General features: G+C 43.6%; 21 protein-coding genes. All 21 read right to left on the bottom strand.

The genetic code is table 11. The annotated features are described in order from the left end of the window. Positions 1 to 119 precede the first annotated feature (119 nt). The 21 genes from secY to rplC all read right to left on the bottom strand — a co-directional run bounded on the left by secY (position 120) and on the right by rplC (position 11690). Positions 120 to 1463, bottom strand: a complete 1344-nt coding sequence (gene secY / locus FN124_RS17055; RefSeq protein ID WP_079470755.1) for a preprotein translocase subunit SecY — start codon at positions 1461 to 1463, stop codon at positions 120 to 122. Between the two features lie 78 nt (positions 1464 to 1541). Next, positions 1542 to 1988, bottom strand: a complete 447-nt coding sequence (gene rplO, locus FN124_RS17050) for a 50S ribosomal protein L15 (RefSeq protein ID WP_142685986.1) — start codon at positions 1986 to 1988, stop codon at positions 1542 to 1544. A 121-nt stretch (positions 1989 to 2109) separates the two neighbouring features. Continuing rightward, a complete protein-coding gene (rpmD, locus tag FN124_RS17045) occupies positions 2110 to 2295 on the bottom strand; it encodes a 50S ribosomal protein L30 (RefSeq protein ID WP_079470757.1) in 186 nt (61 codons plus the stop codon). Positions 2296 to 2387: 92 nt separating this feature from the next. Continuing rightward, positions 2388 to 2906: a 30S ribosomal protein S5 gene (gene rpsE / locus FN124_RS17040; protein ID WP_142685985.1), complete on the bottom strand. Its 519-nt coding sequence runs from the start codon at positions 2904 to 2906 to the stop codon at positions 2388 to 2390. Positions 2907 to 2957: 51 nt separating this feature from the next. Further along, positions 2958 to 3311 (bottom strand): 50S ribosomal protein L18, encoded by a 354-nt coding sequence (rplR, locus tag FN124_RS17035; protein WP_142685984.1) that lies wholly within the window; start codon positions 3309 to 3311, stop codon positions 2958 to 2960. A 90-nt stretch (positions 3312 to 3401) separates the two neighbouring features. Next, positions 3402 to 3956 carry a 50S ribosomal protein L6 gene (rplF, locus tag FN124_RS17030; RefSeq protein ID WP_142685983.1) on the bottom strand — a complete coding sequence of 185 codons (555 nt, stop codon included), beginning with the start codon at positions 3954 to 3956 and terminating at the stop codon, positions 3402 to 3404. 126 nt (positions 3957 to 4082) lie between these two features. Continuing rightward, positions 4083 to 4481 (bottom strand): 30S ribosomal protein S8, encoded by a 399-nt coding sequence (gene rpsH, locus FN124_RS17025; RefSeq protein WP_142685982.1) that lies wholly within the window; start codon positions 4479 to 4481, stop codon positions 4083 to 4085. 115 nt (positions 4482 to 4596) lie between these two features. Continuing rightward, positions 4597 to 4866, bottom strand: coding sequence for a 30S ribosomal protein S14 (gene rpsN / locus FN124_RS17020; protein WP_142685981.1), 270 nt, complete (start codon positions 4864 to 4866; stop codon positions 4597 to 4599). Between the two features lie 20 nt (positions 4867 to 4886). After that, positions 4887 to 5462 (bottom strand): 50S ribosomal protein L5, encoded by a 576-nt coding sequence (gene rplE / locus FN124_RS17015; RefSeq protein WP_142685980.1) that lies wholly within the window; start codon positions 5460 to 5462, stop codon positions 4887 to 4889. Further along, positions 5462 to 5800: a 50S ribosomal protein L24 gene (gene rplX, locus FN124_RS17010; protein ID WP_142685979.1), complete on the bottom strand. Its 339-nt coding sequence runs from the start codon at positions 5798 to 5800 to the stop codon at positions 5462 to 5464. Before rplX ends, rplE begins: the two co-directional genes overlap by 1 nt. Before the next feature lie 169 nt (positions 5801 to 5969). Beyond that, on the bottom strand, positions 5970 to 6338 hold the full coding sequence (gene rplN / locus FN124_RS17005; protein WP_142685978.1) for a 50S ribosomal protein L14: 369 nt from the start codon (positions 6336 to 6338) through the stop codon (positions 5970 to 5972). Between the two features lie 75 nt (positions 6339 to 6413). Next, positions 6414 to 6674, bottom strand: a complete 261-nt coding sequence (gene rpsQ / locus FN124_RS17000) for a 30S ribosomal protein S17 (protein ID WP_106527849.1) — start codon at positions 6672 to 6674, stop codon at positions 6414 to 6416. 93 nt (positions 6675 to 6767) lie between these two features. Further along, positions 6768 to 6968 (bottom strand): 50S ribosomal protein L29, encoded by a 201-nt coding sequence (gene rpmC, locus FN124_RS16995; RefSeq protein ID WP_079470767.1) that lies wholly within the window; start codon positions 6966 to 6968, stop codon positions 6768 to 6770. Positions 6969 to 7036: 68 nt separating this feature from the next. Beyond that, on the bottom strand, positions 7037 to 7456 hold the full coding sequence (gene rplP / locus FN124_RS16990; protein ID WP_142685977.1) for a 50S ribosomal protein L16: 420 nt from the start codon (positions 7454 to 7456) through the stop codon (positions 7037 to 7039). 55 nt (positions 7457 to 7511) lie between these two features. Continuing rightward, positions 7512 to 8303: a 30S ribosomal protein S3 gene (gene rpsC, locus FN124_RS16985; protein WP_089903224.1), complete on the bottom strand. Its 792-nt coding sequence runs from the start codon at positions 8301 to 8303 to the stop codon at positions 7512 to 7514. 64 nt (positions 8304 to 8367) lie between these two features. Then, positions 8368 to 8715: a 50S ribosomal protein L22 gene (rplV, locus tag FN124_RS16980; protein ID WP_079470770.1), complete on the bottom strand. Its 348-nt coding sequence runs from the start codon at positions 8713 to 8715 to the stop codon at positions 8368 to 8370. A 96-nt stretch (positions 8716 to 8811) separates the two neighbouring features. Beyond that, on the bottom strand, positions 8812 to 9078 hold the full coding sequence (rpsS, locus tag FN124_RS16975; RefSeq protein ID WP_079470771.1) for a 30S ribosomal protein S19: 267 nt from the start codon (positions 9076 to 9078) through the stop codon (positions 8812 to 8814). A 68-nt stretch (positions 9079 to 9146) separates the two neighbouring features. Next, positions 9147 to 9980 carry a 50S ribosomal protein L2 gene (rplB, locus tag FN124_RS16970; RefSeq protein ID WP_142685976.1) on the bottom strand — a complete coding sequence of 278 codons (834 nt, stop codon included), beginning with the start codon at positions 9978 to 9980 and terminating at the stop codon, positions 9147 to 9149. Between the two features lie 88 nt (positions 9981 to 10068). Next, complete coding sequence (gene rplW / locus FN124_RS16965) at positions 10069 to 10368, bottom strand: 50S ribosomal protein L23 (RefSeq protein ID WP_089903230.1); 300 nt, start codon at positions 10366 to 10368, stop codon at positions 10069 to 10071. 64 nt (positions 10369 to 10432) lie between these two features. Further along, entirely contained in the window at positions 10433 to 11071 is a 639-nt protein-coding gene (gene rplD / locus FN124_RS16960) for a 50S ribosomal protein L4 (RefSeq protein ID WP_142685975.1), read from the bottom strand. A 1-nt stretch (position 11072) separates the two neighbouring features. Continuing rightward, entirely contained in the window at positions 11073 to 11690 is a 618-nt protein-coding gene (gene rplC, locus FN124_RS16955) for a 50S ribosomal protein L3 (RefSeq protein ID WP_142685974.1), read from the bottom strand. Positions 11691 to 11736 lie beyond the last annotated feature (46 nt).

Here is an 11736-nt window from a genome sequence, read left to right as displayed (position 1 = left end):
AGCCGGCTTGTAAACCTGCGAAGGACTAACTGTTCTTTATTCAAAAATAATATAGCCACTAAAGCGGAAGGCTTCTGTGGCTATTTTATTGTTCTTGTAGCATTTTTGTGTTCAATTACTTATGCATTAGCCGGAGCAGTTCTGCCTTTGATACGGCCGGTGCTCATAAGACCATCATAGTGACGCATCAGGAGCTGGCTTTCAATCTGTTGCAGTGTATCCAGGATAACTCCCACCATGATCAGCAGGGAGGTACCTCCGAAGAAGGTAGCAAAGTTACTGTTCACCTTGAAGGCAGCAGCCAAACCAGGCATAATACCCACAATTGCCAGGAAGAAAGCTCCGGGCAGGGTGATACGGTCCATTACAGCACCAATATAATCGGCAGTAGCTTTACCAGGTTTAATACCAGGAATGAACCCGTTATTACGCTTCATTTCATCCGCCATTTGGGTTGGATTGAAAATCAACGCAGTATAAAAATAAGTAAATACAATAACGAGTACTGCGTAAATCAGGTTATACCAGCCATTAGTATGATCGCTGAAGATGCGGATAAAGCCGGATGCACTTTCTGAAGAAGTAGCAAAGCCTATTGCAGTTGCAGGGATGAACATGATAGCCTGGGCGAAGATGATAGGCATTACACCGGCAGCATTCACTTTAAGGGGAATGAACTGGCGTACACCACCATACTGTTTGTTACCTACAATACGTTTGGCATAATTCACCGGTATTTTCCTGGTACCCTGAACAAGCAGGATAAGGCCTACGGTGATTAAGATAAAGATGGCAATTTCAATAAGGAACAGGATCGGTCCACCCGCCTCACCTGCAACTTTACTGGAAAATTCTGCGACTAAAGCCTGTGGCAAACGGGCAAGGATACCCATCATGATAATGATAGAAGTACCATTACCAATTCCTTTGTCTGTGATCTTTTCACCGAGCCACATTACGAACAGGGTACCTGCAGTAAGTAAAACGGTAGTAGAAAGCCAGAAGAAAAAGGTACCATATTCGGCAATAATAGCGCCACCTGACTGATTACGCAGATAAGCAACGTAAGCACTCGCCTGGAAACCTGTTACGATAACTGTGAGGTAACGGGTGAACTGGTTAATTTTTTTGCGGCCGCTTTCACCTTCTTTCTGCATTTTCTGGAATTGCGGAACAGCTATGGTTAATAACTGAATAGCAATGGACGCAGAGATGTATGGCATGATACCCAATGCGAATATGGAAGCCCTAGAAAACGATCCGCCGGCAAACATATTAACCAAACCCAGGATACCCTGATTAGAATTTTTCTCAAAGTCGGTGAGCGCATTTGCATCAATGCCGGGCAAAGCGATATAGGATCCTACGCGGTAGATGAGGACCAGGAGCAGGGTGGTCAGGATGCGGTTACGCAAATCCTCAATACTCCAGATATTCTTAATCGTTTCGATAAATTTCTTCACAGGAAGATAAAGGTTTAATAGCGCTATTAAATATGAAAAGACGCACTACTCCGTAGGCGTCTCCTCAGTCGTAAAGTCTTATACCAGTTCTACTGATCCACCTGCTGTTTCGATGGCCTGTTTAGCTTTTTCGCTGATTGCGTTAACTTTAACAGACACTTTGGTTTTGAGTTCGCCGTTAGCGAGGATCTTAACTTTAGCGGTTCTGTTAATCAGACCGTTCATGAACAGGTTTTCCAGATTAAACTCCTGAAGGCCATATTTTTCAACTAAATGATCCAGCTGACCCAGGTTGAAGATTGTGTATTCTTCACGGTTGTTATTCTTGAAACCGCGTTTTGGCATACGGCGTTGGATTGGCATCTGGCCACCTTCGAAGCCTTTCTTGCTGGCATAACCAGCACGTTGCTGGATACCTTTGTTACCTTTTGTAGAGGTACCACCTTTACCGGAAGCCTCACCACGTCCGAGACGTTTCTCTTTATGTACAGCGCCTTGTGCAGGCTGTAATGAATGCAGATTCATAATTTAATTGTTTTTACTTGCGCGGAAATTAACCGCTCGCTTTATATTAAAATAAAAATGGTAAAGTCACAAATGTAAAGGTAAGATTATCAACAGACAATCCCACAGCAGTGTTACTTAATTAAGCGTTAACTGTTTCTACCGTTACAAGGTGATTAACCTTACGGACCATACCCAGGATCTGAGGAGTAGCTTCTACTTCAACAGTAGCATGCATTTTAGTCAGGCCCAGTGCCTTCAAGGTCAGTTTCTGCCTTTCAGGACGGTCTATACCACTTTTCACTTGAGTGATCTTAATCTTTGCCATAAATCCCTATCCGCTAAAAGCGGAGTAATTTAATTGTTAATGAATTATTTTCAAAATTTCCCCGTTGATACCCGCTTTCCGGCAGGTTAGAATCAACCGTTGAAAACTTTCTTCAGGGAAACGCCTCTTGTTTTAGCGATGCCGATTGGTTCGCGTAACATGCCTAAAGCTTTGAAGGTAGCTTTCACCACGTTGTGTGGATTAGCGGAACCCAGAGATTTAGCCAGAACGTCGGTTACACCAACGCTTTCCAGTACTGCACGCATGGAACCTCCTGCGATCACACCGGTACCGTGAGCGGCTGGTTTGATCAATACTTTGGCGGCGCCTTCTTTAGCAAACTGATCGTGAGGGATGGTACCGTGCATAACAGGAACCTTGATCAGATTCTTCTTAGCATCGTCTATACCTTTGGTGATAGCCTGCTGTACTTCTTTGGCTTTACCAAGACCGTGACCAACAACACCGTTTTCATTACCTACTACTACCAGCGCGGAGAAACTGAATGTACGACCGCCTTTGGTGGTTTTAGTAACACGGTTGATCGCCACTACTTTCTCTTTCAGCTCCAGATCACCAGCCTTTACTTTATTGAATGAATTCTTTGCCATTTTATTTTATAAGAATTACTTGTTCAGAATTATAAGATTCGGACTCCGTGATTAAAACTGAAGACCGCCTTCTCTTGCTCCGTCAGCTACGCTTTTCACGCGGCCATGATATAAATAACCACTTCTGTCAAAAACGCAGGTGGTAAGACCCAGTGCCAGTGCTTTTGCAGCCAGTGCTTTTCCTACCAGTGCAGATTTTTCAATTTTGGTACCTGCCTGTGCTTTGATATCCTTATCACGGGAAGAAGCTGCAGCCAGGGTAGTGCCATTGGTATCATCGATCAACTGCACATAGATATCGCTGTTGCTGCGAAATACAGATAATCTTGGTTGCTTTGCAGTACCGGAAATTTTCTTACGGATGCGGTAGCGGATTTTCTGTCTCCTGTTAACTTTTGTGCTCATTTTGAGTTTTATTTTATAACCCCGATGCTGCCGGGGTATCTGTTAAAATCAGCTAACCAGCTATAGTAGCTGATTAGCCAATTAAATATTTTACTTACCGGCTGATTTACCAGCTTTCTTACGTACCACTTCATCGCTGTAGCGAACACCTTTACCTTTGTACGGCTCTGGTTTACGCAGACTGCGGATTTTAGCGGCTACCTGGCCCAGCAACTGGTTGTCGATACCTTCCAGCATGATCTTAGGGTTCTGACCTTTTTCAGTAAGCGTAGAAACCTTCAGTTCTTTCGGAATTTCGAAAACGATATTGTGAGAGTAACCTAAAGCGAGATCCAGTAACTGACCGCTGTTTGCTGCTTTATAACCAACACCCACCAGTTCCAGTTGTTTTTTGAATCCTTCAGTAACACCCTGAACCATGTTGGCCAGTAAAGCGCGGTATAAACCGTGGAGTGCTTTGTGGCGGATCTGTTCGGTTGGGCGGATAACTGTTAAAACGCCGTCCTTCACCTCAATTTTCATATCCCTGTCGATGCTTCTTTTCAGTTCACCTTTAGGGCCTTTTACGGTTACTTCATTGGTAGGAGAAACAGTAACTGTAACTCCGCTGGCCAATTTGATAGGACTTTTACCTATACGAGACATAACTTTAATTTAAAGTTGTTTGATATTGATGTACCGGTTATCCGTGTTCAGCGCCGTATAGAGAGCTTAATTGTCAGATAACTTAAGTGAATGACCGGCTGGATAACCAACTAGTCATTCAATATATTAATAGACGAAGCAAACTACTTCGCCACCTACGTTTTGAGCTTTTGCTTCCTTATCGGTCATTACACCTTTGGAAGTAGAGATAATCGCTACGCCTAAACCGTTCTTCACGCGCTTAAACTCTTCTGGTTTAGCGTACTGACGCAGACCTGGGCGGCTGATGCGTTGTAATTCCTTGATAGCGGGTTCTTTGGTGATCGGATCGTACTTCAAAGCGATTTTGATTACGCCTTGTTTAGTATCTTCTTCGAATTTGTACTTCAGGATATAACCTTTATCGTACAGAATTTCTGTAATGCGTTTTTTCAGCTTGGAAGCCGGAATTTCCACAATCCTGTGGGTGGCCATTTGCGCGTTCCGGATGCGTGTCAGGAAGTCTGCTATTGGATCAGTAACCATTGTTGTAATAGTTTGATAAATGTTTACAATGCGATATCCAATCGTAATAAGATGGGAATCAAATAACTTTTCTGGATCTATTCATCCGGTAATCCGGACTGATAAATACCTTGAATTACCAGCTGGCTTTTCTAACGCCAGGGATTTTACCTGCGAGTGCCAGGTCACGGAACATGTTCCTGCAGAGGCCGAAGTGACGCATATATCCTTTAGGACGACCGGTCAGCTGGCATCTGTTTTTCAGACGAACAGGAGAAGCGTTTTTAGGAAGTTGATCCAGTGCAGCGTAGTCACCGGCAGCTTTCAAGGCAGCGCGTTTTTCTGCAAACTTGGCTACCATAGCTTCTCTTTTCCTTTGTCTGGCTTTTACGGATTCTTTTGCCATAATTATATTATCGTTTCGATTTACTGATTATCTTTTTTCATATTCCTGAAAGGCATGCCCATTTCCTTCAGCAGCTCGTAAGCTTCTTCGTTGGTATTGGCAGTGGTAACGAAGGTGATATCCATACCGGACATTTTCGTTACTTTATCGATATCGATTTCAGGGAAGATGATCTGTTCAGTGATACCCATTGTGTAGTTACCACGACCGTCAAATGCTTTTTCGTTCACGCCTTTGAAGTCACGTACACGTGGGAGGGATACCGCGATTAAACGATCCAGGAAGTCGTACATATTAGTGCTGCGTAAAGTTACACGTGCACCGATCGGCATGTTCTTCCTGAGTTTGAAGTTGGAGATATCCTTTTTAGACAGGGTAGCGATAGCTTTCTGACCAGCGATGCGGGTCATTTCGTCTACAGCAATGTCTACCAGTTTCTTATCGCCTACTGCACCATTGATACCCTGGTTCAGGCAAATCTTTACCAGGCGAGGAACCTGCATTACACTTTTGTAGTTGAATTTCTTCATCAGTGCAGATTTAACTTCCTCGTGGTATTTGGTCTGCAGTCTCGGAGTATATTTTGTGTTTGACATTATTTAATTACCTCCCCTGATTTTTTAGCGATACGAATTAATTTACCGTTTTCTCTCTGCCTGTTAACTCTGGTCGGTTTACCAGCTTTAGCATCCCACAGCATCACATTAGAGATGGCGATAGGAGCTTCCTGCTTAACAATACCACCTTTGGTATTCTGGGCAGTTGGCTTCGTGTGTTTGGTAATAATGTTAACGCCTTCTACAAGAATGCGGGCTTTAACAGGATCCACTTCCAGCACTTTACGCGCTTTGGTTCTGTCCTTGTCATCACCGGCAATTACCGCAACCAGGTCGCCTTTCTTAATGTTAAATTTAGGCTTAAATCTAGTTTTCATTACTTTGATTTATTTATAAACGCCAAGCGAAACAATAGTTTCGCTTGATTAATGTTTTTTCTCGTTTTGCAAACGGGCTGCAAAGATAAGAAATATTTTGGGATTTTGGGATTTTGGCTTTTTTTGATAAAAATCATAAAATTCCAAAATCCCTGTACCGCTATATTTATTATAATACCTCAGGAGCGAGGGAGATAATTTTCATATATCCCTTGTCTCTCAGCTCACGTGCAACCGGACCGAAAATACGGGTACCGCGAGGTTCGTCTGAGTTATTGAGCAGTACAACCGCGTTATCATCGAAACGGATATAAGAACCGTCTTTACGACGTAATTTGTTCTTAGTTCTTACGATTACAGCTTTGGTCACCATACCTTTCTTCACACCACCGCCTGGCATTGCATCCTTAACGGTTACTACAATTTTATCGCCTACGGCTGCGTAGTCCTGACCGGAGTTACCTAATACGCGGATGCACAATACTTCTTTGGCACCGCTGTTATCAGCTACACTCAGTCTTGATTCTTGTTGTATCATCGAAATGAGATTTGATATTGTTTAGTCAGCGGCTGGCACCGGGATTGCCGGCAGCAGCTTGAAACAAATAAATAATTATTTTACTTTAGCGATTACTTCTACCAGTCTCCAGCATTTGTTCTTGCTCAGAGGGCGTGTTTCCGCGATTCTAACGGTATCGCCGATACTGCACTCGTTCTTGTCGTCATGCGCCATGAACTTGGTAGTTTTTTTCACGAATTTACCATAGATCGGGTGTTTCACCTTACGCTCCACCTTTACGGTAATGGTTTTATCCATTTTGTTGCTGGCAACCACACCAATCCTGGTTTTTCTTAATTTTCTTTCGGTCGTCATTGTTGAAAGTTATTTAACCCTCCGGTGAGGAGGTCATAAATTGTGTTATACTAATGCTATGTCAGCAGCCCCGGGCGTACCGGGACTGAAGATTTAGAAGCCCAGTTGTCTTTTACGCAGTTCGGTGTTCATCCGAGCGATATCGCGTCTTACGGCGCGGATGCTCATTGGATTTTCGATTGGCGTAATTGCGTGACCAAAGGTCATTTTTTTCAAGCGGAGTTCTTCTGCAGAGATTTTCTCTTTCAGATCCTGTTCGCTCAGGCCTTTCAGTTCCAGCTTTTCTTTTGCCATTGTATTGAGTTTGATTCGGTTAGCTGCCGGAGCAGTGTTACCGGATTTTAGTTATTGTGTACCTGTAATTAAGCTACGTAGTCGCGGCTGGTTACAAATTTTACTTTGATGGGCAGTTTTTGCGCTGCGAGTTCCATTGCTTCTTTTGCTACCTGTAAGGGAACGCCATCAGCTTCAAATAAAATTCTACCTGGCTTTACAACTGCTGCCCAATGGTCAGGAGCACCTTTACCTTTACCCATCCTCACTTCCAAAGGCTTAGCAGTGATAGGTTTGTCAGGGAATATGCGGATCCATACGTTACCTTCACGTTTCATGTGCCTTGTCAGCGCAACACGTGCAGCTTCGATCTGCCTGTCGGTGATCCACTTAGGTTCTAATGCTTTAAGACCGAAAGTACCAAAGGAGAGGGTAGCGCCTCTTTTAGCGTTCCCTTTGATGCGGCCTTTGTGCATCTTCCTGTGTTTCGTTCTTTTTGGCTGTAACATCGTCTATGTTGTTAATGTTAATAGTAATTGTTAATGTCTGCTTAACCGCCAGATATTATCTGCGGCCACCGCCACGGTGCTCTCCACCGCCTCTTCTTTCGCCACCACCGCGGTTGTCTCTGCGTTCACCGTGATGTTCTCTTCTTTCACCACCATGACCCGTGCCACGGTTATCACCTTCCTTACCGGTTAAAACGTTCGGGTTGAGATCGCGTTTACCCAGTACTTCACCTTTACAGATCCATACTTTGATACCGATTTTACCATAAACGGTTAATGCGAACAGGGAAGCGTAGTCGATATCCATACGGAAAGTATGTAAAGGCACGCGACCTTGTTTCATTTCTTCGGAGCGGGCAATCTCAGCACCACCTAAACGGCCGCTGATCTTAACCTTGATACCTTCAGCACCCATTCTCAGAGCGGTAGCAATCGCCATTTTGATAGCACGTTTGTAGTTGATACGGCTTTCAATCTGTTTTGCGATTGTTTCAGCAACGATGTTAGCATCCATTTCAGGACGACGGATCTCCAGGATGTTGATCTGTACATCTTCTTTGCCTGTCAGCTTCTTCAGCTCTTCTTTGATGCGATCAACTTCGTTACCGCCTTTACCAATGATGATACCAGGCTTAGAAGTATGAACAGTGATGATTAACTTACCTAAAGTTCTTTCGATCACAACTCTTGAAATGCCACCTTTGTTGATACGGGCATTCAGATAAGTTCTGATCTTGTTATCTTCGATCAGTTTGGTCGCAAAATCTTTTTTGCTGCCATACCAATTAGAGTCCCATCCTCTGATGATACCTAACCTGTTACCAATAGGATTTGTTTTCTGACCCATGTTCTGGTTATTTGTCTATTAGTTTAATAGTTTTGTTTCTATTTCGTTTCCGGTTTGCACTGAATTACTGTGCTTTACCATCCACTACAATCGTTACGTGGTTACTTCTCTTGCGGATACGGTAACCCCTTCCCTGCGGAGCCGGGCGCATTCTTTTCAGTGTGCGGCCGCCATCAACAAAAACGGTTTTTACGATCAGGTTAGCATCTTCTACCCTTGCACCTTCGTTCTTCACTTTCCAGTTTGCGATAGCGGATATCAGCAACTTCTCTAAAGGTACGCTTGGGTGTTTCGGATGGAATTTCAAAATATTCAAAGCCTTTTCCACATCCAGTCCACGGATTAAGTCCGCGAGCAAACGCATTTTGCGGGGAGATGTAGGATTATTATTCAGCTTAGCTACTGCTTCCATTGTGATTAATTTCTTTTATTATTTAATGTCTGATGTCTGGTGTTTGATGTTCCGGTTTGAAACGAATACTTCAAACCTCAAACCTCAGACTATAATTTACATTTTCTTGTTAACGTGTCCTCTGAAGTTACGTGTAGGTGCAAATTCGCCCAGTTTATGACCAACCATAAATTCCGTTACATAAACAGGAATAAATTTGTTGCCATTGTGAACGGCGAAAGTGTGACCAACGAAATCAGGCGTGATAGTAGAACGACGGCTCCAGGTCTTGATAACAGAACGCTTGGTACCGGTATTCATCTTTTCAACTTTTGTTTCTAATTTCAGGTCTACGTAAGGACCTTTTTTTATGGAACGAGCCATGTCTTACTGATTTATGATTTTTCAAACCAGGGATCCGGTATTGCCACCGGAGCCCTGATTCAGAAATATTATAATTTTTTACCGTTTTTCCTGCTAATGATCAGCTTATCAGAACTCTTATGCGGCTTTCTGGTTTTCAGACCTTTCGCATATTTACCAGTTCTTGATCTTGGATGGCCTCCGGAAGATTTACCTTCACCACCACCCATCGGGTGATCCACAGGGTTCATTGCCACACCACGGTTGCGGGGGCGGATACCTCTCCAACGGTTAGCACCTGCTTTACCGATAGATTGCAGGGCGTGATCGGAGTTAGAAACAGTACCTACGGTTGCTTTACAAGTATTTAATACTTTGCGGAGCTCGCCGGAAGGCATTTTCAGTACGGCATATTTTTCTTCCTTGTTAGACAGCTGTGCATAAGCGCCGGCGCTTCTTGCGATAGCACCACCTTTACCAGGCTGCAGCTCGATGTTGTGTACAACAGTACCCAGTGGCATATTTTTCAGCGGTAAAGCGTTACCTACTTCAGGAGCTACATCGGCGCCGCTGATAACAGTACCACCTACCTGTAAGCCCTGTGGAGCAATAATGTAACGTTTTTCACCATCTGCATAACTTACCAGTGCGATGAATGCACTACGGTTAGGATCGTATTCGATCGTTTTAACAGTAGCAGGAACATTCTCCTTATCACGTTTGAAATCAATTACACGGTATTGTTTCTTGTGACCACCACCTATGTAGCGCATAGACATTCTGCCTTGCGCATTTCTACCGCCGGTCCTTTTAATAGGCTCCAGCAGGCTTTTTTCAGGGGTATCCGATGTCAGCTCAGCGTAAGCGTTGCCTATTTTCCAGCGGGTACCGGCCGTCATTGGTTTGAACTTCTTCAGTGCCATTACTTCCTAAAAAGTTAAATGTTGTTATTAAATATAAATAGTGATCTGTATATACATCCACATCCCGGCTGTTCAGGCCGGAACGGCACTACATGTTAGCATACAGATCTATAGTTTCACCAGCTGCAACGGTAATGATCGCCTTTTTGTAAGACGGTTTTTTACCTGCGATGAAACCGGCTTTAGTAAAGCGGAATTTAGCTTTACCTGGCATTACAGCAGTATTTACATCTGCTACGGTTACACCGTAAAACTCTTCCACTGCTTTCTTGATCTCCAGTTTGTTGGCTTTTTTGTCAACAATGAAGTAGTAGCGGTTGAATTTTTCAGTTGCTTTGTTAACCTTTTCGGATACCACCGGTTTGATTAAAACGTCAGAAAGTTTCATCTTCTTTATAGCATTAAGCTGTTGGTATTACCCTCCAGCTGTTATTGAATTGGTTTTGACATCCTTAAGCTTCTGCAGGCTCTTCAGTGAAGATTTTTGCAGCGCTTTCTGTGAACACGATATAGTTACTGTTCATGATGTCGTAAGTATTGATATCACTCAGAACAGTACCGTCTACAGTTGGGATGTTTCTTAAAGACAGGTAAACATTGTCATTGTGCTCAGGCGTGATGAACATAGTCTTTCTGCCTTCAACATTGATGTTCAGATTCTTCAGGAAACCAACGAATTGTTTGGTTTTTGGTGTTTCGAGCTGCAGATCTTCAACGATAATGATGCTGTTTTCTTTAGCTTTTACTGACAGGGCGGAGATCTTTGCGAGATCTTTCACTTTCCTGTTCAGTTTGAAACCCCAACCGTGCGGTTTTGGTCCGAAGATGGTACCACCACCTTTATACAATGGGTTACGGATGTTACCTTTACGGGCGCCACCGGTACCTTTTTGTTTGTGCAGTTTACGGGAAGCACCTTTTACTTCAGCTCTGGTTTTTACCTTGTGGGTACCCTGACGCTGAGCAGCCAGGTATTGTTTAACAGCCAGGTAGATTACGTGGTTGTTAGGCTCAACACCAAAGATCTCCTCAGGAAGCTCAATAGACCTTCCGGTTTTCTTACCTTCTATATTTAAAATATCGATTTGCATATTACTTCTGGATTAAAACGATTGAACCAATGTGGCCGGGAACGGAACCACTTACCAGGATATAATTCTTTTCAGGGAATATTTTCACGATCTTCAGACCTTTCACTTTCACTCTTTCATTACCTGTCTGGCCGGCCATACGCATACCCTTGAAAACGCGGGAAGGATAAGAGGATCCACCAACAGAACCAGGAGCCCTGCTTCTATCGTGCTGACCGTGGGTAGCTTCACCCACACCGCTGAATCCGTGGCGTTTTACAACACCCTGGAAACCTTTACCTTTGGAAGTGCCTACAACGTCAATTGTTTCACCTTCTGCGAAGATTTCGCAGGTGATAGATTCACCGAGGGCTTTCTGTACATCCGGGTTGCGGAATTCTTTTACGAAACGTTTGGGAGAGGTGCTTGCTTTCGCGAAGTGACTGCTTTCTGCTTTAGTGGTGTGTTTTTCTTTCTTTTCACCGAAAGAAACCTGAATTGCATTGTAACCATCTGTTTCCAGGCTTTTTACCTGGGTTACAACGTTGGGACCCGCTTCGATAATGGTAACAGCTGTTTGTTTACCATTAGACTCGAAGATGCTGGTCATACCAATCTTTTTGCCAATAATACCTTTCATTTTTTATATGATTTTACCCAGCGCCTGGGGGATTTCGTGCTATCCC

Origin of the sequence: Chitinophaga polysaccharea (genome assembly GCF_902150045.1) — a bacterium.
Lineage (GTDB): Bacteria > Bacteroidota > Bacteroidia > Chitinophagales > Chitinophagaceae > Chitinophaga > Chitinophaga polysaccharea_A.
This window is presented reverse-complemented; position numbering and strand designations above follow the sequence as displayed.